This is a genomic window from Corallococcus sp. AB030 (assembly GCF_003668965.1).
GTDB lineage: Bacteria > Myxococcota > Myxococcia > Myxococcales > Myxococcaceae > Corallococcus > Corallococcus exiguus.
The window spans coordinates 24,520-47,398 of the sequence record NZ_RAWQ01000038.1; the positions used below are offsets into that span (position 1 = coordinate 24,520).

Genomic DNA, 22,879 nt, shown 5'->3' on the forward strand with positions numbered 1-22,879 from the left:
GGAAGTCCGCTCCTCGCTTCACCAAGAGGCCATCCATGACTTCTGGACGTTTCGTTCCCCTGGCAGCCGTCGCCACCGCGGTGGTGTCCAGCACCTTCCTGATGCTCGCTCCCGCTGGCTGCGACGAGAGCCAGAGCGTGGCATGCACCGACAACTGCCCCGCCGTGGAGGGCGCGTATCCGCTGACGTTCCTGGGGGACGCGGGCCTGTCCGCCGAGTGCGTGAACCTGAACGTCCAGCCGCTGGCGGACGGCGAGGTGCTGAACATCCAGCGCACCGGGGGCAACGCACTCACGGCCTCACTGGCGGGGGTGGCGCTGACGGGTCAGGTGTACGCGACCGGCGACCTGACGCTCATCGGCACGCCGCTGCCCAGCGGTGACGGCGGGGTGAGCGCCACCTACACCCTCACCGCGACCCACACCGGCGGAGCCGAGGACGGCGGCCTGGGCCAGAGCAACCTGACCGGGAACTTCAGCGGCCAGTTCTCGCGCGTCCAGGGGACCAGCGCCCAAAGATGCAACGTGGCGCGCCCCTTCACGGCGACCCGGCAGTGAAGCCAGGGCCGCCGGGAGCGGCGCCAGGGAAGACGAACTACTTCTTCTTGCCTTCGGCGGCGGCGGCCTTGGCGGCTTCCTTCTGCTTCTTGATCCGCTTCTTCCAGTGCTGACGGATCTTCATCTGCACGCGGCGGTGCTTGCTCTTGCTGTTGGCCATGTGGGTGGCTCCTGGTCTCCGGAATGGAGCAAAGGGGAGCTTACCTATCAGAAGCCTACGGGCTCCCGGAAGAGGAACCCTCGGGGTCCCCCGGGACAGGCGCCGCGTTCGCTTCCGGCGAGGGCCCTGGCGCCCCGTCCGGAGGGGGTTCGTTGGGGGCCGGACGGGTCGGGAAGGGAATGCCCTCCGCGCCGCGGACCTGGGTGGGCAGGGCGCTGCCCAGCGTCACCTCCCCCTCCCGGTCCTCGTCGCTGGGGCGCTCCTTGGAGGCCGGGGCGCTCGTCTGGTGGGGGCGCTTCTTCACCGAGGCGAAGATGGGACGGCAGGCGTCCACGAAGCGGCGGACCTCGTCCAGGGGCAGCGCCGGCGAGTAGTTGTCGTTCACCCCCGTCATGGGCTCCGCCATGCACATGGCGTTGAGGATGGCCTCCTCCGTGGCCTCCATCACGGCCTCGTAGAGGGGGTCCAGACGCTGATCCAGGAGGATCTTCATCTTGTAGACCATCTTCTGGGTGCGCCTGGGGATGATGTTCGCGGTGGAGAAGCCCACCACGATTTCACCCGAGCCGTGCGCCGCGTAGCTGCCCACCCGGCCAATGCCCAGGCCCACGCGCTTGCAGAGGCGGTTGATCTGATGGCTCAGGAGCGGCGCGTCCGTGGCGACCACCGCGATGATGGAGCCGTAGGACTTGCCGCGGTGGGGGGTGTTCTTGAACTTCTCCACCAGCACTTCGCCCACGGGCAGGCCGCCCACGCGCAGGTTGTGCATCTTCCCGAAGTTGGACATGACGAGCACGCCCAGCGTGTAGCCGCCCAGCACCTCCGGCAGCTTGCGCGACGACGTGCCGATGCCGCCCTTGAAGTCGCACGTCACCATGCCGGTGCCGCCGCCGACGTTGCCCTCCTGCACCGGCCCGGACTTCGCGGCGTTGATGGCGGCGAAGACGTGCTCCTGGCGCACGTGGCGGCCAGAGACGTCGTTGAGCCACGAGTCGTCGCACTCGCCCACCACGGGGATGATGACGTCGTGCTCGTCACCGATGCCCGGGTAGCGCTGGACCAGGTAGTTGGCCACGCCGTCGGACACGGCGCCCACGGCCATGGTGTTGGTGAGGAGGATGGGCGTTTCGATGAGGCCCCACTCCATGAGCTGAGTCATGCCGGAGACCTCGCCCGCGCCGTTGAGCACGAAGCCGCCTCCACTCATGCGCTCCATGAAGATGTTGCCCAGGTTGGGCAGGATGGCCGTGACGCCCGTGCGCACCGGGCCGTAGCCGGGGCGCAACGGCCCCGAGCCTTCGATGATGGTGGTGTGGCCCACCAACACGCCTTCCACGTCGGTGATGGCGTTGTACTTCCCCGGCTTGAAGCGCCCCAGCGGAAGTCCCAGCTCCCGCGCCCGGACCCTCGGCCCATTCTCTTCCGGTATCCGCACCATGGCGCCGACCGTACCCGACAATCTCCTACGGTCAACCCTGCTTTCCCTACCAACTGTCCCGAAGGTTCAGCCGCGTGCGGGTGGCTTCAGCCCCTCGACGAGCAGCCGCGTCTGCACGCGGGCGAGCGCCTCCGCGGCCTCCGCGCCCTGCTGCGACTCACCGAGTTGCTGATCCACGAACAGCGAGGCGAGCCCGTGCACGAGCGACCACGCGGTGAGCGTGAGGGGCCGCGACTCACCGGGGCGCAGGAGGCCCGCCGCCTGTCCGGCCTCGATGCTGTTCACCAGCAGCGTGAAGGCACCCTGCTCTCCTTCCGGCTCCGGGGGCGGTGACATGGGCCGGGTGAAGTGCGGGCCGAACATCACCCGGAAGTGCGGAGGGTGGCGCATGGCGAACAGCACATAGGCCTCGCCTGCCGCGTACAGCCGCTCCAGGGGTCCGGTGTGCGGGGCCATGCGCTCGCGCATCTCGCGCGCCATGGCGCGGAAGCCCTCGTGCGCCATCGCCTCCAGCAGCGCCTCCTTGTCCGCGAAGTGCCGGTACGGCGCCGCGTGGGTGACGCCCGCCCGCCGGGCCACCTCCCGCAGGGACAGCGCGCCGAAGCCCTCCTCGGCGATGAGCGCCACCGCCGCGTCCACCAGCGCCTGGCGCAGGTCTCCATGGTGGTAGCGGCCCTTGTCCTCGGGTGCCTCCGCCGCCTGCCTCCGCTTGCCCCGCGTCGCCACCGTCCGTGCCTCCTCATGCGCCCACTGTCGCCCGCGCGACTTGACCATCCGCCGCGCGAAGTTGCCAGCGTCAACATCCATGTTGACACCGACAACATGCGATGTTTACAGTGTCTACAAGATGGGCGGCGCGGGGTTCTCTCGCGCCCTACGTTGCACTGGAAAGGGAGCCGTCATGACGACCGCGACGAAGCAGACGATGTCCTCCTCCGCGCCGGGCTGGCTGCGGGCGTTCCGCACGCTCCCCCGCCAGCACGGCTTCGAACCGCTGCGGGTGGAGGGCCAGGTGCCGGAAGGGCTGCGGGGCTCGCTGTACCGGGTGGGGCCGTGGACGTTCGACGTGCATGGCCGGGCGTACCAGCACTGGTTCGATGGGGACGGCGGGATGCTGGGCGTGCGCTTCGGCGCGGACGGGGTGACGGGCGCGTCGCGGCTGCTGGATACGCCCACGATGGTCGCGGAGCGCGAGGCGCACTCGCAGCGCTACGGCGCGTACGGCACGCCCACGCCGCTGCTGCACAAGCTTCGCAACGTGCGAAAGAACTCCGCGAACACGTCCGTGATGGCGTGGAACGGCAAGCTGTACGCGCTCTTCGAGGGCAGCATCCCGGTGGAGGTGTCCCAGGACGACCTGTCCACGCTGGGTGAGACGGACTTCGACGGCACGGTGGTGGAGACGTTCTCCGCGCACCCGCACCGCGTGCCGTCGCGCAAGGCGTCCTACAACTTCGGCATCCGCTACGGCCGCGAGACGCTGGCGGACCTCTACGCGCTGCCGGATGGCGGCAAGGCGCAGCGGCTGGGCGCGGTGAAGCTGCCGGGCGCGACCATGGTGCACGACTTCATCGCCACGGACCGCTACCTCGTCTTCTTCCTGTCACCGCTGCGCCTGAACCTCTTCCGCATGCTGCTGCGGATGGGCACGTACTCGGAGAACCTGCGGTGGAAGCCGGAGGCGGGCACGGAGGTGCTGGTGGTGCCCATCGATGACGTGGCGCACCCGGTGCGCATCACCACGGACGCCTTCTACCTGTGGCACTTCGGCAACGCGTACGAGCAGGGCGACACGCTGGTGGTGGACTACGTGCGCTATCCCGACTTCACGACGAACCAGTGGCTGGGCGAGCTGGTGCACGGCGCCACGTCCCTGGACGCGAAGGGCATGCTGCACCGGGCGGTGGTGGACCTGAAGGCACGCACCTTCCGCACGGAGCAGCGGCTGGACGTGAGCTGCGAATTCCCCCGCGTGGCCCCCGGCGTCGTGAACCGCGAGAACCAGACGGTCTACGTGGGCACGCACCGCAGCGACGAGGCCCGGCGCGGCCTCTTCGACGGCGTGGCGCGCGTGGACGTGGCCACGGGCCGCATGACGACGGCGTCCCTGGGCGAGGGCACCTACCCCTCCGAGCCCATCTTCGTCCCCCGCCCCGGCGGAAGCGCCGAGGACGACGGCTGGGTGCTCACGCAGGTGTTCGACGCGAAGTCGGGCACGTCCCACATCGCCGTGCTGGACGCGCGCCACCTGGAGGACGGACCCGTGGCGCGCTGCCACTTCGATCACGCCCTGCCCCCGACGTTCCATGGCGGCTTCGCGCCGACCAAATGACACTGACTCCCGCTTTCTCCGCTTTCCATACCATTTCAGCTTAAATGGTCGGAGGCGGGAAAACGGAGGCAGGACATGAGAAGGCTGTTGGCGGTGGCAGGACTGGTGGTGCTTGCGCTCACCGGGTGTCAGCCCGAGGCGCAGACGGATCCGAACCTGGCGGAGCAGGCCCAGGGCGCGACGAACGTGCCCGGGCTCTACGCCGTCTTCAACCAGCCGGACAACACGGGCACGCGGGACTACCGCATCAAGGACGAGGTTGCCCGGCTGATCCAAAACAGCCCCAAGGGTTCATACATCCGCATCGCCATGTTCCTGTGGACGACGGACCACCTGAACGCGGACATCAAGGCGGCGCTGTGCCGGGGCGTCATCGTGCGGCTGGTGGTGGACGAGCAGAACGGCGGCGCCGCTTCGGAGTTCTCCGCGGGCGGCGTCATCCATGACCTGAGCAGCTACGTGCCCCCGGCGGCTTCGTGCCCGGACGGCTTGAGGCTGGAGCTCACGCGGTGCAACGGCACGGGCGCGGGCAGTGCGTGCATCGCGGGCTTCGACCGCGAGGGCACCATCATGCACGACAAGATCTTCACCTTCTCCACCACCACGGATCCGCAGGGCAACCGCATCCAGCGCGTCGTGGTGCAGGGCTCCTGGAACAACACCTACTCCCAGAACAACTACTGGAACGACATGGTCGTCAGCTACGAGGACTGGGACTGGTACGACTACTGGGTCGGCTACCACAACGACCTGCGCGGCGGCTCGAAGACGACGGACTACTACAACCCCACCACGGGCCAGGGTTACTACAGCTCCCCCAACGCGCCGTGGACCGCCTACTTCTTCCCGCGCACGGGCAACGACAACGAGCTGTCCAGCGACACCGTGACGAACAACTTCACGGACTACATCAAGACGTACGTGTCGGGCTGCACGCTGGACGTGAACCAGAACCACTTCAACGACAGCCGCGTCATCGTGGCCACGGAGCTGGTGCGCATTGGCAAGCTGGGCTGCCGGGTGCGCGTGCTCTACACGGACATGGACGCGGGCATCAAAACGAAGCTCACCGGTGCGAAGAACATCACCCTGCGCCAGCTCTACGACGTCTCCGCCAACAACGTGAAGACGAGCGACGGCACGCCGCGCGAGGTGCTCACGCACAGCAAGCACTTCGTCTACTCGGGGAACTTCAACGGGACGGTGCGCAAGATGGTGCTGACGGGCTCGCACAACCTGTCCAAGAACTCGCTGCGCTACAACGACGAGAACCTGGTGAAGTTCTACTCGGACGCGCTGTGGCAGGCGTACCACGACAACTTCGAGAAGGGCTGGGCCCAGTCCCTCAACGACGGCTGAAATGAAACGGGGACGGCGCCTTTCGGGCACCGTCCCCTTCCCTGCCCGCGCTTCAGCGGACGCTCAGGACTTGAGCTCCGGACGCGGCGGAGGCGTCGGCTCCTGCGGTGAGGCCGAGGCGGCGGCAGTGGCGTTGGCCCGCGCGTTCTGCTCCTCGATCCGCTGCACGACCTTGTTGAGCGGCGGCGCGTGGGTACCAGCCGGGTTCTCCGTCTGGGCCCGGCGCGCCTCGCGTTCCTTGTAGCGGCGGATGGCGGGGGCCATGATCTCGCCAATCAGCGTCCGGTAGTCCATGCCGGCACCCGCCGCGATGAGCACCAGGTCGCTCCAGCCGGGCGTGAGGCCGGGCAGCGGGTTGCACTCGATGAAGTAGATGCGCCCCTTGTCATCCATGCGGAAGTCGATGCGCGCCACGTCGCGGCACCCCAACGCCATGAACGAGTTGCGCGCCGCCGTGCGCAGCTTCTCCAGCAGCGCGGGTTCGATCTTCGCGGGCGCGTCGTAGCGGATGCGGTCCGTCCAATCCAGCTTGTGCTGGAAGCTGTAGACCGGGTTCTTCTCCGCCTTGTCCAGGAAGACGATCTCCATGGGCGGCAGCACGCGCGGACGACGCTCGCCCAGCAGGCCCACCGTGAACTCGCGGCCGCCGATGTACTCTTCAATCAGCGCGGGCTGCTGGTACTTGCCGGCGATCTCCTTCACCACGTCGCGCAGCTCCGTCTCGGAGTAGCAGACGCTCTTGGTGACGACGCCCTTGGAGCTGCCCTCCGCCACCGGCTTCACGATGAGCGGGAAGGAGGTGAACTCCTTGTTGAGGCGCTCCTTGCCCGTGACCATCAGCTGGAAGTTGGGCGTGAGGATGCCCGCCTGACGGACGATCTTCTTCGCCAGCGCCTTGTCCAACGCGAGCGACAGCGTGGCCGGATCAGAGCCCGTGTACGGGATGTCCAGCAGCTCCAGCATCGCTGGCACCTGGCTCTCGCGGTTGCGGCCCTTGAAGCCCTCCGCGATGTTGAAGACGACGTCCAGCGGCGTGCTGGAGAGCACCGTCGGCAGCTCCGCCGTGGCCTCCAGGTCGATGACCTCGTGGCCCCAGGAGGCAATCGCTTCACGGATGGCCTGGAGGGTGTTGGGCGAGTCGTACTCGGCCTCGCTGTCCTCCTGCACCGTCTCCGCCGTGGCGCTGGGTTTCACGCGCTTCACGTTGAAGCTGAAGCCCACGCGCAGCGGACCGGACTTGCGCGCGGGCCGGCCCTGGCGGCTCTTGGAGTCGCGGATCTTGTGGCGCTTGCCCGCGCTCTGGATGATGGAGTTGATGACCCCGTCCAGGTGCAGCCCTTCCAGCTCCGCCGCGGCGTAGATGCCCGCGCCCGGCTCCAGGCTGGGCAGCGCGTTGATCTCCAGGAAGTACGGCACGCCCGCGTCGGACACGCGGAAGTCCAGCCGGCCCAGGTCGCGGCAGTCCAGCACCTGCAAGATTTTCTGCGCCATCTTGCGGACGTCCTCGGACATCTTCGCCGGGATGTTCGCGGGGGCGCGCACGGAGACGGACTTCTCCCGGCGCGTCTTCAGCTCGTAGTCGTAGATGGCGTACTTGCGGCCCTGGGACGCCTCCGGGTCGATGACGTACTCCACCGGCGCGAGCACGCCGTCGAAGTCGTTGTCCACCGCGGCTAGGAACGGCACCGTGAGGTCGCGCCCGCTGATGTACTCCTCCACCAGCACGCCCGCCGGGTACTTCTCCAGCGCCTTCGCCACCTTCTCGCGCACCTGCTCCAGCGTCTCCGCGACGGAGTCCTGGGTGATGCCCTTGGAGGAGCCCTCGAAGTTGGGCTTCACGATGACGGGGAAGCGCAGGTTCTCCGCCTGCAGCTCGCTGAGCTTCTCCACGTACTGCCAGCCCGGCGTGCGGATGCCGTGCTTGGAGAGGATGAGCTTGGTGAGCTGCTTGTCCAACGTGAGCGCCAGCGCGTACGCGTCCGAGCCCGTGTACGCGAAGCCCAGCTCGTCGAAGAGCGCCGGGTAGAACGCCTCACGGAAGCGGCCGCGGCGGCCCTCCGCCGTGTTGAAGATGAGGTCCGGGCTGTACGCCTCCAGGCGGGCGACGGTGCGCGACGCGGGGCCGCTCACCTCGAAGCGCTCCAGGCGGTGGCCCAGCCGCTCGATGGCTCCCGCCAGCGTGTTCACCGTCTCCTGCGTGTCGAACTCCGCCTCTTCTTCCGAGTCCGAAAGCCGCAGGTTGTAGGTCAGCGCGATGCGCATGGCTTACCCCGTCTCCCTTTCCTGAATGCCTTGCCGCGGCGCACTTTCGCCGCTGACATCAAACGACCCGGGGCGCGCGTGGCGGCCACCGGCGTGCGGGCTGCAACCGTCGCGCCCGCGACAACCTTCCCGTCCACCACCTGCGTCTGCGCCCAGGTGTCCCCCAGCCGCAGGCCCAGCGGGTCGCGCAGCACGCGCCACGCCTCCACTCCGCCCATCACGACGAAGCCCGCCAGGGCGGCCACCACGCCATGCGGCGCGGGCATCATCCCCAGCAGCACCACCAGCGCGAGCGGCGCGTTGCGAAGCGTGCTGTCACGGTGCCGTGCGGCCGAGCGCGTGGGCAGGTGCATCACCTTCACGCCGAAGATGCGCTTGCCCACGCTCTGCCCCTGGAGCATCCCGTCCGCGAGCAGCAGGAACAGCAGCGCCACCACCGCGCCCGCCGCCCCGCACACCACGTACAGGCCCCAGGCCACCGCGCAGTCCACCACGCGCGCGCCCAGCCGCAGCAGCAGCGACGCCTTCGGGTACGGTGAGTCCGGCCCAGCGTCCTCCTGCACCAGCCGCAGCACGCGGCCCGCGCTCCGGCCTTCCGCCATGAGACTGCGATCGGGGGCGGTGCTCACTCCTCGGGCTCCAGCGTGAGACCCTCTTCGGTGGGCTCCGGCTCGTCCAGTCCCGCCAGCTTCGCCAGCCGCTCGTGCGCGGACAGCGGGTGGACGAAGGGCACCACCGTCTGCGCGTGCTCTCCGGCGTGCTCCGCCGCCAGCCGCGCCGTGGGGCTTCCGCCTTCCGACATGCGCAACAGCTTCTGCCGCGCGTCGTCCTCGTCGTGCCGCGCGGCCTCGCCCTCGCGGGTGAAGAAGACGAAGGCCATGGCCGGGCGCTTGGAGGACTCGCGCATCGCGAACTGCACGCCGTCCAGGTTCCAACCCTTGGCCGTCCACTCGTTCAAGGCGCGCTCCAGCGCTCCCTCGTCCACCGTGGACAGCTCCACCACTTTGTACTGCAACGGCCCGGGTTCACGGACCACCGGAGCGCGACCCTTTCCGGGGCGCTGGCTCGACGGGGTGCGCGGCGCCGGGCCCTTACGGACCTTGGACGTCGCGCCACGTCTGGGCGGAGGCTTCTCGGTTCTGCGTCCCGGCCGCTTCTTCTGGGTGGGCATCGTTGTGGGGACCATTTGGGCGCAAGCGGCGGAAGCGATCAAGCCTTCCGCCGAACACGGGCGCCCGGGTGTCGCCTACAGGAGCTTGGCCGCTTCCAGGGCGTGGTAGGTGATGACCAGGTCGGCGCCCGCGCGCTTGATGGATGTGAGGACCTCCAACATCACGCGCTCGTAGTCCACCCAGCCGTTCTGCCCGGCGGCCTTGAGCATCGCGTACTCGCCGGAGACGTTGTACGCGGCGAGCGGCAGGTCGAAGTTCTCACGCAGCGCGCGGATGACGTCCAGGTACGACAGCGCCGGCTTCACCATGATGAAGTCCGCGCCCTCCTCCACGTCCAGCGCCGTCTCGCGGATGGCCTCGCGCACGTTGCCAGGGTCCATCTGGTAGCCGCGGCGGTCGCCGAACTGCGGCGTGCTCTGCGCGGCCTCACGGAAGGGACCGTAGAAGCCGGAGGCGTACTTCGCCGAGTACGCCATGATGGGCGTGTCCTGGTGCCTCACCTCATCCAGCGCCTTGCGGATGGCGCCGATGCGGCCGTCCATCATGTCCGACGGAGCGATGATGTCCGCGCCCGCCTGCGCGCAGGTGACGGCCATCTGGGCCAGGAGCGGCAGCGTGGCGTCATTGGCCACGTGGTTGCCGTCCAGCACGCCGCAGTGGCCGTGGTCGGTGTACTCGCACAGGCACACGTCCGCGATGACTTGCAGGTCCGGCTCCGCGGCCTTGATCTCCCGGATGGCGCGCTGGACGATTCCGTCCGTCGCGTACGCCTGGGTGCCGCGCGCGTCCTTGTGGTCCGGGATGCCGAAGAGGATGACGGAGGGCACGCCCAGCGACTTCGCGAGCTTCGCCTCCTTCACCGCGTGCTCCAGCGAGAAGTTGAAGACGCCCGGCATGGAGGAGATGGGACGGCGAACGTCCCGGCCTTCCACGACGAACAGCGGATAGATGAAGTCCGTGGGCGAGAGACGCGTCTCTCTCACCATGTCACGGAGGGCCGCCGAGCGGCGCAGCCTGCGGGGACGGTGGACGGGGTGGGCCATGGGTCGCCGGTATAAACCGCCGGGCCCCGCGCTTCACCCCTTCCGCGTCCTGAATCCGCCTGCTCAGCCGGCGACGGGGCGCCAGGTCAGCTGCTGGCGGCGGGAATCGCGCGCCATGCGGTCGGCCCGCCGCCCGGCCAGGTCCGCCTCGTACAGCGCCCGGGCGTAGCGCACCCGCGCCGCCTCGGTCCCGGTGTTCAGCTCCCGCTCGGCGGCCTCCAGCTCACGGCGCGCGTCCTGGAGCTGCTGCTCGGTCCCGTTTGCCCACGTCATGCCCATGTCTCCCGTGTGGTGTGTCCGCGAGGGTTGGCGTTTCGTCCCGCGGGTCGATGACTGGCATTGCAGGGTCTGGACCAGGGGCACCGTTGGAACTCCCAGGAGTGCAACGCCCGGGAAAGACGAGGTGTCGCGTCGCGCCACGCGCTCTCCGGGTGCGCAATGACTTTCCCAGCGGCGCGAACAGGGGAACGCGGAGGGGCAACCCGCATGCAGGGCCGCCCGTCCCTCCCCTGAGGGCACTGGTTTCCATGCGGGTGCAATCATCCGCCCAGCGGGTCGTCTACAGTCGTAACCGTGACGACTCCTCCTCCCGCCCTTGAAGTGCAGGGCCTGCGAAAAACGTATCGCCGAGCGTTCGGACGCGGCGGCCATGAAGCCCTCCGGGGCATGGACCTCCACGTCCCGGCGGGCAGCGCGTTCGGGCTGATTGGCCCCAACGGCGCGGGCAAGACGACCTTCATCAAGAGTGTGCTCGGCATCGTCCGGCCCACCGCGGGCACGGTGCGCGTGCTGGGCGGGTCGCCGGAGGATCCCGCCATCCGCGCGCGCATCGGCTACCTGCCGGAGCGGCTGCACCTGCCCGGCACGTGGAAGTCGCCCGCGTTCCTGGCCACCGTGGCCCGGCTCAAGGGGCTCAAGGTCGACGCGGCCGCGCACGCGCGACTGCTGGAGCGCGTGGGGCTTTCAGACGCGGTGGACCGGCGCATCGGCGGCTACTCCAAGGGCATGCGGCAGCGGCTGGGGCTGGCGGCGGCGCTGTTGGGAGACCCGGCGCTGCTCGTGCTGGACGAGCCCACGGACGGAATCGATCCCATGGGCCGGCTGGAGGTGCGCCGCATCCTCCAGGAGGAGGTCCGGAAGGGCGTGACGCTGTTCCTCAACTCGCACCTGCTGGCGGAGACGGAACGCGTGTGCGATCGCGTGGCCATCCTCGCGGACGGGCGCGTGCTGCGCGAAGGCAGGCTGGAGGAGCTGGCGAAGGCGGGGGCCCGCTGGCGCGTGCGCTTCGCGCCCGGCGCGGACACCCAGGCGCTGACGGCGGCGGGCTTCATGGCCGTGGCGGATCCAGCGCGGGGTGGAAGGACTGGCGCGGTGGTGGGCGGTGACGCGCGGGCGGGCGTGGCGCCCATGGTCGGTGGCAGGGAGGACGGCGTGTACACGGTGGAAGCGGCGGACGTGGCGGTGCTCAACGCGGCGCTGGACCGGGCGCGGGCCTCGGGCGCGCTGCTGATGGAGCTCAAGCGCGAGGGCGCGGACCTGGAGGCGGTGCTCCTGGGCGCCGTGGGCGGGCCGGGGGTGGCGGCGTGAAAAGCCCTGTCTTCGTCATCGCCGGCTACGTGCTGCGCGAGGCGGCGTCTCGCAAGTTCATCATGGCCTTCATGGTGGGGCTCACGCTGGTGCTGGCCACCGTGGCGCTCAGCCTCAAGCTGGAGGTCGTGGACGGAGCGCTCGCGGCGACGCGCCTGTTCGGCGAGGTGATGCGCTCCAACATCATGTCCGTGGACGTGGCGCTGCGGCCCATGTACCGCGCGGCGGCGTACCTGGTGTTCTACGGCGGCATCCTCTTCGGCATCGTCGCGTGCTCGGACTTCGCGCCGGGGCTCCTGTCTCCCGGCCGCATCGAGCACCTCCTCTCCCTGCCCCTGCAGCGCTGGCACCTGCTGGCCGGCACGTTCCTGGGGGTGATGACGCTGGCCCTGGGCGGCACGGTGTACGCCGCGGGCGGGCTGACGCTCATCTTCGGAGTGAAGACGGGGTACTGGACGGTGGGGCCGCTCATCGCGGGAGGCCTGGCGTGCGTGGGGTTCGCGGCGGTGTACGCGGTGATGCTCACCACGGCGACGCTGGTGCGCAGCGCGGCGCTGTGCTCGGCGGCGGGCTTCGTGCTGCTGGTGGGCGGCATCCTCGCGGGCTTCCGCGCGGACGTGTCGCGCTACCTGGAGTCGGGCTTCGGCCGCACGGCGTTCGACGCGGTGACGCTGGTGCTGCCCCGGCTGTCCGCGCTGGCATCGCGCGCGGCGGACCTGGCCAGCTCCACGCCGCTGGAGAAGGGTTCGCTGGGCATGCTGCTGGGCGGCGTGCTGGTGTTCGGATTGGGGGCCCTCTCCGTGGGCTTCTGGCACTTCGAAGGAAAGGACTGCTGAACCATGGATTCGCGCGGGCGCAGGAGGGTGTGGCTGGTGGGGGCGCTGCTGTTGTTCGCCGGAGGCGCGGTCCTGATGTTCACGGGCCAGGGCGACAAGCCGGCAGCGGAAGCTCCGGACGTGGAGTTCCCCCGGCGCATGCGGGGCACGGACCTGGAGCGCGCGGAGAAGCGGCGCACCTGGGTGATGCCCGCCGTGGTGGACGCGGGCGTGGCCGCGCCAGCGAAGCCGAGGGACCCGCTGCTCGCGGCGCTGCCCCGCGGCCCGGGCCGCACGGCGGTGGTCATCGAGGCGAACGCGCTCCGTTACTCGCCCGTGGGCGAGCTGCTCATGGACTGTCTCTTGCGCGATGGCGGCAAGAACCTGGAGCAGTTCAAGGCGCTGAGCGGCGTGGATCCGCTCCAGGACCTGGACCGGCTGGTCGTCACCGACGAGGGCGTCATCCTCTCCGGCGACTTCAGCAAGGCGAAGTACCAGGAGCTCCTGGGCGAGCGCGTGGCGTCCGACCACGGCCCGGGCGCGCGCGTGTACGAGCCGGGGGACACGACCTTCGCCCTGCCGGACGGCGGCACGCAGCGCGGGCGCATGGACAGCGCGGTGGGCACCTGGAACAACCAGATGCTGGTGTTCGGCAAGTCGCCGGACTCCGTGAAGACGGTGTTGGACCGCATGGACGGGCGCGGCCAGGAGGAAGGCGCGCCGCTCCTGGATGAGAACAGCACCTACGGCGAGATGTACGGCGTGCTGGCGGTGGAGACCCTGGCGAAGCTGCTGGGGCCGGGCCAGGAGGAGCTGGCGCGGCGGCTGACGGACGTGGCCCAGAACGTGGAGCTGCACCTGGACACCAGCGGCGACGTGGCCATGGTGGCCAACGTGACGGGCCTGGACGCGGAGAAGATGACGGACCTGGGCAAGTCCCTGGGCGGCGCGCTGTCCATGGCGCGCATGAAGGCGCAGGCGGACGGCAAGGACGACCTGGCGCAGCTCCTGGACTTCGCGAAGGTCCGGCCGGACGGCTCGTCCTTCAAGCTGGAGCTGGCCGTGCCACTGGCCACCCTCCAGGAGCAGCTCGCCTGGTGCCGCCAGGAGCGCCAGGCCGCCGAGCGCGCGAAACCGGCGCCGTAGGGGCAGGCAGGCCCCGCTTCACTGTTTTCAGCCGGACAACTCGTACGAGATACTAGGACCCGGCAGGGAGCCGCGACCCGTCATGAAAAGGACGGGCGCCGGCTCCCCGAGGGTTCGATGAACACACGCGTCTGGAGGGTGGCTCCCCTCCTCTTCGGTTCGGGGCTTTGCGCACTCGTCTATCAGACGGTGTGGGTGCGGGAGTTCCGCCTCATCTTCGGGGCCTCGACCGCCGCTTCGGCCGCGGTGCTCGCCATCTTCATGGCGGGGTTGGGTCTGGGCAGCGCGCTCCTGGGCGCTCGGGCGGACCGGCAGGCGCGGCCGCTGGGCTTCTACGCGAACCTGGAGCTGCTCATCGCCGCGAGCGCCGCGCTGAGCCCCTTCCTCGTGGAGGCGGTGCGCGCCATCTACGTCGCCCTGGGCGGCACGCCGGTGATGGGCCTGGGCCTGGGCACCGTCGTGCGGCTGGTGCTGTCGCTGCTGGTGCTCGCGGTGCCCACGGTGCTCATGGGCGGCACGCTCCCGGCCGCCGCGCGCGCGGTGCTCTCCGACGCGGATCCGCACCGCCGCGACCTCGCCCTGCTCTATGGCATCAACACGCTGGGCGCCGTGACGGGCGCGGTGGCGTCCACGTTCCTGCTGCTGGAGGTGCTGGGCAACCGCTCCACGCTCTGGTGCGCCTGCCTGCTCAACGCGCTCGTGGCCATCACCGCGCGCTCCGTGAGCCGTTCGATGGAGTCCGACGCTCCGGCCACGCCCGGGCCCGCCGAGGCGGCGCCCGCCACCGGGCCCGTGGCCAACGCGAGCGCGCTGCCGCCCCAGGGCTTCGTGCTCGTGGCCGCGGCCGTGGTGGGCTTCGCGTTCCTGCTGATGGAGCTGGTCTGGTACCGGATGCTGGGACCGATCCTGGGCGGCACGACGTTCACGTTCGGGCTCATCCTCGCCCTGGCGCTGCTGGGCATCGGGTTGGGCGGCACCGCCTACACCGTCTTCTTCCGCCACCGCCCGGCCACGCTCCAGGGCTTCGCGCTCACCTGCGCCGCGGAGGCCGTGTTGATGGCGCTGCCGTTCGCGCTGGGGGACCGGCTGGCCATCCTCGCCGCGCTGTTGCGCCCCCTGGGCGGCATGGGCCTGGCGGGAATGGCGCTGGGCTGGACGTTCATCACCTCCATCGTGGTGTTGCCCGCCGCGTTCGTGTCCGGCGTGCAGTTCCCGCTGCTGCTCGCCCTCATCGGGCGGGGCAGGCAGGACGCGGGCCGGCAGGTGGGCCAGGTGTACGCGTGGAACACGGGCGGCTCCATCGTGGGCTCGCTCGCGGGCGGCTTCGGGGTGATTCCGCTGCTCACCGCGCCAGTGACGTGGCAGGCCGTGTCCGGACTCCTCGCTGCGCTGGGTCTGGGCGCCGCCCTCCTCTCCTTCCAGCGGGAGCGCCAACGCAGCGCCCTGGTGGCGCCGGTGCTGACCACCGCGCTCGCCGTGCTGCTGCTCACCGCGCAGGGCCCCACCGCCGCGTGGCGCCACTCCGGCGTGGGCGCGGGCCGGGCGGGGTTGGAGAACGCCAACAACCAGCGGATCGACGGGTTCCTGCGCACCATCCGGCGCGACATCGCCTGGGAACACGAGGGCGTGGAGAGCAGCGTCGCGCTGGGGGATGACGACGCCCTGCACTTCATCGTCAACGGCAAGGTGGACGGCCACACCATTGGCGATGCGACCACCCAGGTCATGGCGGGCCTCGTCGGCGCGATCCTGCACCCGGCGCCGCGCACGTCGCTCGTCATCGGGCTGGGCACGGGCAGCACCGCGGGCTGGCTGGGCCGGGTTCCGGAGATGGAGCGCGTGGACGTGGTCGAAATCGAGCCCGCCATCCTGGAGGTCGCGCGCCGCAGCCACTCGGTGAACGCGGACGTGATGAACAACCCGAAGGTGCACACCGTCTTCGGCGACGCGCGCGAGGTGCTGCTCACCACCCGCCAGCGCTACGACATCATCTTCTCCGAGCCCTCCAACCCGTACCGCGCCGGCATCTCCAGCCTCTTCACGCGCGAGTTCTACCAGGCGGCGAAACAGCGCCTGTCCGAGGGCGGCCTGTTCCTGCAGTGGCTCCAGGCCTACGAAGTGGATTCCCTCACCGTCCAGAGCGCCTATGCCACGCTCGTCTCGGAGTTCGCGGAGGTGGACACCTGGCAGACGCAGTCCGGAGACCTGCTGCTCATCGCCTCCACGAAGCCGCAGTCACTCGATCTGCAAGCGCTGCGCACCCGCATCACCCAGGAGCCCTTCCGCACCGCGCTGGCCGCCGTGTGGCGGACGGACGAACTGGAGGGCGTGCTCGCGCACTTCATCGCGAACGCGGGGCTGCCGAAGGTGGCGGCGGAGCGCGGCGCGGACATGATCAACACGGACGATCTGTCCTCCATGGAGTTCGCCTTCGCGCGCGGCCTGGGCCAATCCATCTACTTCTCCACCGCGGACATGGGCCGCCTGTCGCGGCGGCTCGGGGCGGACCGGCTGGCGTTCACGGGGGGAAGCCCGGACTGGGGGCGCGTGGAAGAGCTGCGGTTGTGGCTGGGGACCACGCTCCCTGACCAGGTGTCCGAACAGGCCCGTCCCTACAAGGCCTTCGTCGACGCCGCACAGGCGGGCCAGGACGCCGCGGCGCTGAGACACTGGACGCGCATGAAGCGGGAGCCCCGCGGCCCCCTGGAGCAGTACCTGGTGGCACGCGCGCTGGTGATGACCCGCAACCCCAAGGCGCTCGAGGCCGTGCAGGCCTTGAGGACGATCCTCCCCGTCGAAGCGGACTTCCTGGAGGCCCTGCACCTGGAGTCCCAGAAGCAGGATGCTCCCGCCACGGCGTTGCTCGAGCGCGCGTTCACGGCCCTGCGAGAGGATCCATGGCCGACGCGGGAGCTGACGCGCACGGCGCTGGGCGCCGCGGTCCGGGTGGGCCAGCGCTCTCCGGAGTTGGCCCGGCGGCTCTACGTGACGCTCGAGCAGCCCTTCGCGGCCAGCGCGGCCACGGAGCGGCGGAAGCTGGTCCGCGCGAGGCTCGCGGTCGCGGCGGGAGGCATGGCGATGTGCGTGGAGGGACTCTCGCCCCTGGAGCCGCATTTCCCATGGAACCGTGAGCTGTTGATGGAGCGTGCCGCGTGCTACGCCCAGCATGGCGACGCCCGGGCGGAAACGGCGCGGGAGGACCTGGAGCGCTTCCTGGCCCAGGCGCCCCCTCCCTTCCTGGAGGACGCCCTCCCGGAAGAGCCCCCGAGGAATGAGGCGCCGAAACAAGAGGCGCCGCAGGCCACGGACGTCCCGGAGGGACAGTAGGTCCGCCCCGCTCCGCGGTGCTCAGGGCGCCGGGCGCGGGCTCTTCGCCTTCGCCTGGGGCCGTCCGGGCCGCCAGCCCAGGACAACGCGCGCGTACGGAGCGGGCCCCATGTCCAGCCCGCGGACGTTCAGGCTTTCGCGCTGGCGGTCCAGCAGCGCGTAGTCGTTGATCAGCGACAGGCCCACCGACGAGCTCAGCCACAGGTCGCGGCCCAGGTGGACGTTCACGGTGGGGCCCACGCGGACCTGCGTCTCGCGCAGGTAGCTGGCGTTCAGCGCCCGGAGCTCCGGGTCGAAGCGGGTGCGGAGCACCTGCATGTCCAGCGCGCCCACCAGCCCCAGCTCCACCGTGTCGCCCAGCTTGCGCAGCAGCGTGAGCCGGGGCAGGCCCACCTCCAGGACGTACGGGCCCCGGTTGTAGGTCAGGCTCAGCATGGGCACCACCGGCAGCTTGTCGAACGGCCACAGCGCCACCACTCCGAACGTCACCCCGAGCCCCGGCGTGTCCTCGAACTGGTAGTTGGCCATCGCGAACGCCACCCACGACGTGTCCAGCGCCATGTCGAAGGAGGACTGGAAGTCCGTGCGGGTGCTGGCCATCACGCCCGTGACGAGCAACCAGCGCCGCACCAGGGGCCGGACGACCGTGAGCCCCAACTGGATGCGGTGGAACTGCCGATCCACCGCGTCATCGCGCACGGCGGGCACGTCCACGCCCATCCACCGCGTCTCGTAGCCCACCGACGGCAGCAGGTACGTGCGCCCCAGGACGAGTGGCGGCAGCGGCACGCGCAGCTCCAGGGTCCGCCGCTCCTTGATGCGGGCGCCTCCCGCTTCCAGCGAGCCGCCGCCGGAGAGGCCGTAGCTCAGATAGAGCCGGTCCGCCTGCGTCTGCGCCAGCACGCGGGTGCCCATGAGCAGCAGCAGCGCCACGACCCAGCCGCTCAAGCCCGCGGCCATCCGAGCCCGGAGTCGCCATTGCACGGCGCGGCGGAAGTCCACGCGCATCACACCCTGCCTTCGCAAAGACGGAGCGGCCGGACCCCGCCCCGAGGCCGGGGAGTCTACCCTGCCCCGCCGCACCCAGGGTGCAGCGAAAGGCGTGTGGCTGTGTCAGCCCACCATGGCCAGTCCTGCGCGGTGCCGGTCAGCGCACGCACACAGGGGGCCGTCAGGCTTCGGGATCCATGAAGAGCAACCCCGCGGGCACGCGCGGCTCCACGCGCAGGGTGCGCGGAGGCAACGTGGCCTGGGCCTCCATCACCGCCCTCACCTCCCACACCGGCGGAGGGTTGAGCGCGAAGCCCGCCTGGAACGTGCCGGCCTCCACGCCCGCCACCAGCGCGCCCAGGCCGTGCACCGGGAACACCTGCGGATGTCCGGACGCCTCCGGCTCCTGGATGCCCAGCACCGTGCGCAGCACCAACGCGTTGAGCAGCGCCAGGTCCAGGCTGCGCAGCGTGGGGTTTCGAGGCGCGCCCTTCAGGTGCGCCAGGTCCAGGCCCTGACGGAAGCGCAGGATGCGGCCCCGGCCTCCCGGCAGCACCAGCAGCACGGCGTGCTGTCCGGGCACCAGCGTGGCCAGGCGCTCGCGCGCCGCGGAGAGTCCCTGCGGCGTGGTGAGGGGCGCGTCCAGCTCCGTCACGCGCGCGTACGCGGCCACCAGGGTGAGGAAGGTGTCCTCCTGGAACGTCTCCACGCCCTTCAGGGCACGGTGGATGGGGCACAGCTCCAGGCCCGGCTCGGACAGCGGCACCACCGCGGCCAAGGTCTGGCCCTGCTCGCTCAGGGCCGCCAGGGGCCGCATGGGCGCCTCGTCCAGCACCGCCTGCAGGCGCTTGGACACCGGGGACGGTTCGATGCGCAGGAGCGACACCGGGCTGCCGTCGTACTGCCCCTTCCAGACGGAGATGCCGCGCTCGGCGGCTTCGGCCAGGAGGGCGCGGAGGGCGCCGTGGTCATCCGCCACCAGGGTGACGGCGGGCTCCACCTCCCACGCGCGGGGCCGGTACGGGTCCTGCTCCAGCGACGGCACCGCGTCCGGCGTCAGCGCGCACAGCAGGTAGCGCACGGGTGGACCGGAGAAGCGGCCCGCGGGGCCGTGCAGCTCCACCACGTAGAGAGCGGGACGTGCGTCCTTCAACAGCCCGCCCGAGTCGCGCAGCCGGCGCAGCTCGGCGCTCGGGTTCGCGGCCTCCAGCAGGGGCCGCACATGCGTGGGCAATGGGGCCGCGTTGCCGCGAGGAGGACCGTCATCGGGCTCCAGCGAGGAGCCCAGCGAGGTCAGGAGGGCCGAGAATGGAAGGACGCGCGCCATACCGGGGAAAGGTGATGCCGCCCTTCCCCGCGTGCCATCACGCCTGCTCGCCCGTCCGCCTGGCCGTCTACCACCAGACGTTCTTGTAGGGCCGGTCCTTGGCGCTGCGCAGGGAGGACCGGTCCACGCTCTCCTCCCACAACAGGCTCACGGTGGTGATGGCGCCCGCGGAGCCCAGGAAGGACAGCACGTAGGGGGTGGACTGGTTGAAGCCGCCCAGCACCAGGCCGGAGATGAGCAGCACCGCCGCGCCCACACCGCCGCCGAAGAGGTCCGCACGCAGAATCTGCGACGCCGTGGGGTTGTAGCGCATGGTCGCCAGGGCCAGCACGCCCGCGCCCACGCCCGGGGAGATGAGCAGCAGGTCCTTCCACGTCTTGCCGGAGATGGCCGTGCCGGAGAAGTGCACGATGGCGAGGAACAGCGCGCTGTACGCCGCCGCCCAGCCCGCGCCGGACGCCACCAGCAGGCCGTCCGAGAGCGGCAACTGCCCGCCGCCGATGCCCGCCGTCAGCCACGCGGCCAGCTCCGCGCCCAGGAACGCGGACCAGGTGAGCACACCCGCGTCCTGGGTGATGAGGTCCATGAAGCCCGCGAGCGCCATGCCGCCAATGCCCGAGTTGAGGATGGTGAAGTTCGCCATGGGGGTGTCCACCCAGTTGTTGAACTGCCACCACGCGGAGGCGCCGAAGCCCAGGCCCGCGCCAATGAGGGTGCCCGCGAGCATGGACTCGCGCGAGGTGCGGTCGAAGTTGAATTCCTTCGAGAACGCCTGCGTGAAGAAGCCGCCCAGCGCCCCCAGGGCCGTGTGGTGCAGCACGAAGCGCGTGCTGCCAGGACCGGACAGGAACGGCCCCCGGCGGCGCTGGCCATCCAGGAACACGCCGTTGTCCTCCGGCGGCGGTCGGAGCCGCGAGGCGGCCGTCGCGGTCTCGTCGCGGATGGACTCCGGGCGAACCTCGCGCGTGCCTTCCGTCAACGGCGCCTGAGGCTCGGTGCGCAGGCGGTCCGGATCCGGCGGCGCGAGCGGCGCGTCGCTCGCGCGGGGAGGCACGTCATCCGGGTTCGCCTGCGTGGACCGCGGATACGCGTCGATGTCCGACGGCCGCGAGGGAGACATCTGCCCGTCAGCGTCGCTGGAGGGCGACACGGGCCGCGGCTCTTCCGCCTGGGGCTCGGCCTGCGAGGACGGCGCCGGGTACATGCCCGGCGCGGGCGGAGGCGGCGGCTGCGGTGCCGGATAGACGCCCGTGCCACCCGCCTGCGCGAGTGCGAGGCCCGGCAACATCAGCGCGACCGCGAGGACGGTGACAGGGAGGTTCCAGGTTCGACGGTGTGACACGCGAGGCGCTCCTTGGGTCCGGCCGTCCGGCAGAAAACCACAACCGGTGCGCGCGTGTTGGTTTTCCGCCGCGTGTCGAAGATTCTCGCGCGCCCATGCCCGAAGGCATCTCGTGGTCCGAACTCGGCGTCGACTCCGCCCGCGTGCAGGCGGTGAACGAAGCCCCCTTCCCTCCTGGTCAGCGCGACTTCGTCCTCTACTGGTGCATGGTGAACCATCGGTGGGAGGAGAACCACGCGCTGGACGCCGCCATCGCGCTGGGCAACCACCTGGGCCTGCCCGTCGTCGTCTACCAGGCCATCCGCCCGGACTACCCCTACGCATCGGAGCGGCTCCACGCGTGGGCCCTGGAGGGCATGGCGGACATGGCGAAGGGCTGCGCCCCGCGCGGCCTGCAGTACTGGCTGGAGCTGCCGCGCACGAAGAAGGAGCACAAGCCGCGGCTCGCGAGCCTGGGCCGGCGCGCGGCGGCCGTCGTGTCGGACCTGTTCCCCACGTACATCATCCCGGGCCACCTGCGCGGCGCGGCGAAGGCGCTGCGGGTGCCGCTCATCGCCGTGGACGCCTCCTGCGTGGTGCCCATGCAGCGCATCCCCGCGGCCCAGGTGGGCGCGTACGCGCTGCGCCCCAAGCTGCGCAAGCTGTGGCCGGAGTACCTGGAGCGCACGCTGCCCCAGCGAAAGCCCCGCGTGTCGGGCGCGAAGCTGCAACCGGACTTCGAGCTCTCCGACGCCGTGAAGGCCCGCGCCGAGCTGGACACGTTCGCGTTGGATCATTCCGTGAAGCCCGTCTCCGAGCGCGGTGGACGCAAGGCAGGCCTCAAGGCCCTGGATGCGTTCCTCCACGAGCGGCTGGAGGGCTACGACACCGGCCGGAATGATCCAGGCCTGGGCCAGCAGTCCAACCTGTCGCCCTACTTCCATTGGGGCAACCTCTTCCCCGGCGAGGCAGCGCGAGCGGCCATCGCGGCGAAGGGCAAGGACCACCCCGCCGTGCAGTCCTTCGTGGAGGAGTTGCTCGTGCGCCGTGAGCTGGGCTTCAACTACTGCTTCCACACGCCCGGCCCGAAGCAGCTGAGCACGGACTCCCTGCCCGGCTGGGCGCGCGAAACGCTCTCACGCCACCGGAAGGATCCGCGCCCGCACCTCTACTCGTTCGAGGATCTGGATCAGGGCCGCACGCAGGACGCGCTCTGGAACGCGGCCCAGCGCGAGCTGCGGGAGCGAGGGCGGATCCACAACTACCTGCGCATGCTCTGGGGGAAGAAGATCCTGGAGTGGAGCCCCTCGCCGGAAGAAGCGCTGGCCCGCATCGCGCGGCTCAACGACACCTACGCGGTGGACGGACGCGACCCGGCGAGCGTCTCCAACTTCATGTGGGTCCTGGGGCTGCACGACCGGCCCTTCCAGGAGCGCGCGGTGATTGGGAAGGTGCGGCCCATGAGCTCGCTCCGCACCGCGGAGAAGTTCGACCTGGACCCGTACTTGGAGCGCTGGGGCCCCCCGGCCGAGCAGCCCGAGGCCCCCGCGACCGTGAAGAAGTCCCGCCGGAAGACAGCCCGGTAGGCCGCCGGTGGACATCCCCCTGAAGACGGCGGTTCACTTTCCGGCCCGGGGTCACTAAACCGGACGGACGCACCCGCTTTCGCGGAATGAATCAGGAGTCAGCCATGGGCACGATGAAGTTCGAGGTCCCCCACAACCTTCCCAAGGACGAGGTCAAGAAGCGCGTCGAGCAGCTCCTCCACTACTGGGGCTCCAAGTACGGCGTGAAGTCCGACTGGCAGGGCGACGAGGGCGCGAAGCTCGTCGGCAAGGTGATGGGCATCAACCTGGACGCCAGCTTCGTCATCACGGACAAGGCCATCTCCGGCGAGGGCACCGACCCCGGAATGCTGCTGCGCAGCCAGGCCAAGACGTACATCCAGAAGAAGTTCGGCGCGGTGCTGGATCCGTCCAAGAGCCTGGATCAGGTGAAGGGCAACCTGGACTGACGTCGTTCCGCCGTGCGCCGGGCTGTGCT

20 protein-coding genes are annotated in these 22,879 nt (G+C 70.3%); 9 read left to right on the top strand and 11 right to left on the bottom strand.

All coding sequences use genetic code 11. From position 1 onward, the window contains the following. Nucleotides 1–35: 35 nt before the first annotated feature. Entirely contained in the window at nucleotides 36–557 is a 522-nt protein-coding gene (locus D7Y15_RS12495; RefSeq protein ID WP_121752695.1) for a hypothetical protein, read from the top strand. 37 nt (nucleotides 558–594) lie between these two features. Here D7Y15_RS12495 and D7Y15_RS12500 read toward each other — a convergent pair whose 3' ends face one another. From D7Y15_RS12500 to D7Y15_RS12510, 3 genes are all read right to left on the bottom strand, one after another. Next, a complete protein-coding gene (locus D7Y15_RS12500; protein WP_014396669.1) occupies nucleotides 595–717 on the bottom strand; it encodes a hypothetical protein in 123 nt (40 codons plus the stop codon). A 55-nt stretch (nucleotides 718–772) separates the two neighbouring features. Next, on the bottom strand, nucleotides 773–2,155 hold the full coding sequence (locus D7Y15_RS12505; RefSeq protein ID WP_120575507.1) for a P1 family peptidase: 1,383 nt from the start codon (nucleotides 2,153–2,155) through the stop codon (nucleotides 773–775). 66 nt (nucleotides 2,156–2,221) lie between these two features. Further along, nucleotides 2,222–2,962 (bottom strand): TetR/AcrR family transcriptional regulator, encoded by a 741-nt coding sequence (locus tag D7Y15_RS12510; protein WP_233604913.1) that lies wholly within the window; start codon nucleotides 2,960–2,962, stop codon nucleotides 2,222–2,224. 94 nt (nucleotides 2,963–3,056) lie between these two features. On the opposite strand from D7Y15_RS12510, the gene D7Y15_RS12515 reads away from it, so the two are divergent. After that, the gene (locus D7Y15_RS12515; RefSeq protein WP_121752696.1) at nucleotides 3,057–4,487 is read left to right on the top strand and encodes a carotenoid oxygenase family protein; all 1,431 of its coding nucleotides are present in this window, start codon (nucleotides 3,057–3,059) and stop codon (nucleotides 4,485–4,487) included. Between the two features lie 75 nt (nucleotides 4,488–4,562). Beyond that, nucleotides 4,563–5,846, top strand: a complete 1,284-nt coding sequence (locus D7Y15_RS12520) for a phosphatidylserine/phosphatidylglycerophosphate/cardiolipin synthase family protein (RefSeq protein ID WP_121752697.1) — start codon at nucleotides 4,563–4,565, stop codon at nucleotides 5,844–5,846. Nucleotides 5,847–5,909: 63 nt separating this feature from the next. Here the strand turns inward: D7Y15_RS12520 and D7Y15_RS12525 are convergent, their stop codons facing one another. The 5 genes from D7Y15_RS12525 to D7Y15_RS12545 form a co-directional block, all read right to left on the bottom strand. Then, complete coding sequence (locus D7Y15_RS12525) at nucleotides 5,910–8,108, bottom strand: ATP-grasp domain-containing protein (protein WP_121752698.1); 2,199 nt, start codon at nucleotides 8,106–8,108, stop codon at nucleotides 5,910–5,912. Next, a complete protein-coding gene (locus D7Y15_RS12530; protein WP_120575513.1) occupies nucleotides 8,093–8,710 on the bottom strand; it encodes an RDD family protein in 618 nt (205 codons plus the stop codon). Before D7Y15_RS12530 ends, D7Y15_RS12525 begins: the two co-directional genes overlap by 16 nt. A 23-nt stretch (nucleotides 8,711–8,733) precedes the next feature. After that, nucleotides 8,734–9,144, bottom strand: a complete 411-nt coding sequence (locus tag D7Y15_RS12535; RefSeq protein ID WP_233604914.1) for a hypothetical protein — start codon at nucleotides 9,142–9,144, stop codon at nucleotides 8,734–8,736. Between the two features lie 210 nt (nucleotides 9,145–9,354). Beyond that, complete coding sequence (gene hemB / locus D7Y15_RS12540; protein ID WP_121752700.1) at nucleotides 9,355–10,323, bottom strand: porphobilinogen synthase; 969 nt, start codon at nucleotides 10,321–10,323, stop codon at nucleotides 9,355–9,357. Nucleotides 10,324–10,386: 63 nt separating this feature from the next. Further along, on the bottom strand, nucleotides 10,387–10,596 hold the full coding sequence (locus tag D7Y15_RS12545; RefSeq protein ID WP_120563278.1) for a hypothetical protein: 210 nt from the start codon (nucleotides 10,594–10,596) through the stop codon (nucleotides 10,387–10,389). 393 nt (nucleotides 10,597–10,989) lie between these two features. Here D7Y15_RS12545 and D7Y15_RS12550 point away from each other — a divergent pair, with 393 nt between their 5' ends. The 4 genes from D7Y15_RS12550 to D7Y15_RS12565 all read left to right on the top strand — a co-directional run bounded on the left by D7Y15_RS12550 (nucleotide 10,990) and on the right by D7Y15_RS12565 (nucleotide 17,198). Beyond that, nucleotides 10,990–11,910: an ABC transporter ATP-binding protein gene (locus D7Y15_RS12550; RefSeq protein WP_233604915.1), complete on the top strand. Its 921-nt coding sequence runs from the start codon at nucleotides 10,990–10,992 to the stop codon at nucleotides 11,908–11,910. A 62-nt stretch (nucleotides 11,911–11,972) separates the two neighbouring features. Beyond that, complete coding sequence (locus D7Y15_RS12555) at nucleotides 11,973–12,746, top strand: hypothetical protein (protein ID WP_233604917.1); 774 nt, start codon at nucleotides 11,973–11,975, stop codon at nucleotides 12,744–12,746. 3 nt (nucleotides 12,747–12,749) lie between these two features. Beyond that, on the top strand, nucleotides 12,750–13,871 hold the full coding sequence (locus tag D7Y15_RS12560; RefSeq protein ID WP_120575516.1) for a hypothetical protein: 1,122 nt from the start codon (nucleotides 12,750–12,752) through the stop codon (nucleotides 13,869–13,871). A 138-nt stretch (nucleotides 13,872–14,009) separates the two neighbouring features. Next, the gene (locus tag D7Y15_RS12565) at nucleotides 14,010–17,198 is read left to right on the top strand and encodes a fused MFS/spermidine synthase (protein WP_233604916.1); all 3,189 of its coding nucleotides are present in this window, start codon (nucleotides 14,010–14,012) and stop codon (nucleotides 17,196–17,198) included. Nucleotides 17,199–17,219: 21 nt separating this feature from the next. Here D7Y15_RS12565 and D7Y15_RS12570 read toward each other — a convergent pair whose 3' ends face one another. The 3 genes from D7Y15_RS12570 to D7Y15_RS12580 all read right to left on the bottom strand — a co-directional run bounded on the left by D7Y15_RS12570 (nucleotide 17,220) and on the right by D7Y15_RS12580 (nucleotide 20,857). Beyond that, nucleotides 17,220–18,206 carry a DUF6268 family outer membrane beta-barrel protein gene (locus tag D7Y15_RS12570; protein ID WP_121752703.1) on the bottom strand — a complete coding sequence of 329 codons (987 nt, stop codon included), beginning with the start codon at nucleotides 18,204–18,206 and terminating at the stop codon, nucleotides 17,220–17,222. A gap of 163 nt (nucleotides 18,207–18,369) precedes the next feature. Next, a complete protein-coding gene (locus D7Y15_RS12575) occupies nucleotides 18,370–19,515 on the bottom strand; it encodes a DUF1015 family protein (RefSeq protein ID WP_120594969.1) in 1,146 nt (381 codons plus the stop codon). Nucleotides 19,516–19,582: 67 nt separating this feature from the next. Then, entirely contained in the window at nucleotides 19,583–20,857 is a 1,275-nt protein-coding gene (locus D7Y15_RS12580; protein WP_199745919.1) for a hypothetical protein, read from the bottom strand. A gap of 95 nt (nucleotides 20,858–20,952) precedes the next feature. On the opposite strand from D7Y15_RS12580, the gene D7Y15_RS12585 reads away from it, so the two are divergent. Continuing rightward, on the top strand, nucleotides 20,953–22,422 hold the full coding sequence (locus D7Y15_RS12585) for a deoxyribodipyrimidine photo-lyase (protein WP_121752705.1): 1,470 nt from the start codon (nucleotides 20,953–20,955) through the stop codon (nucleotides 22,420–22,422). 104 nt (nucleotides 22,423–22,526) lie between these two features. Beyond that, nucleotides 22,527–22,850 carry a polyhydroxyalkanoic acid system family protein gene (locus D7Y15_RS12590; RefSeq protein WP_120575522.1) on the top strand — a complete coding sequence of 108 codons (324 nt, stop codon included), beginning with the start codon at nucleotides 22,527–22,529 and terminating at the stop codon, nucleotides 22,848–22,850. The last annotated feature ends 29 nt before the right edge of the window (nucleotides 22,851–22,879 follow it).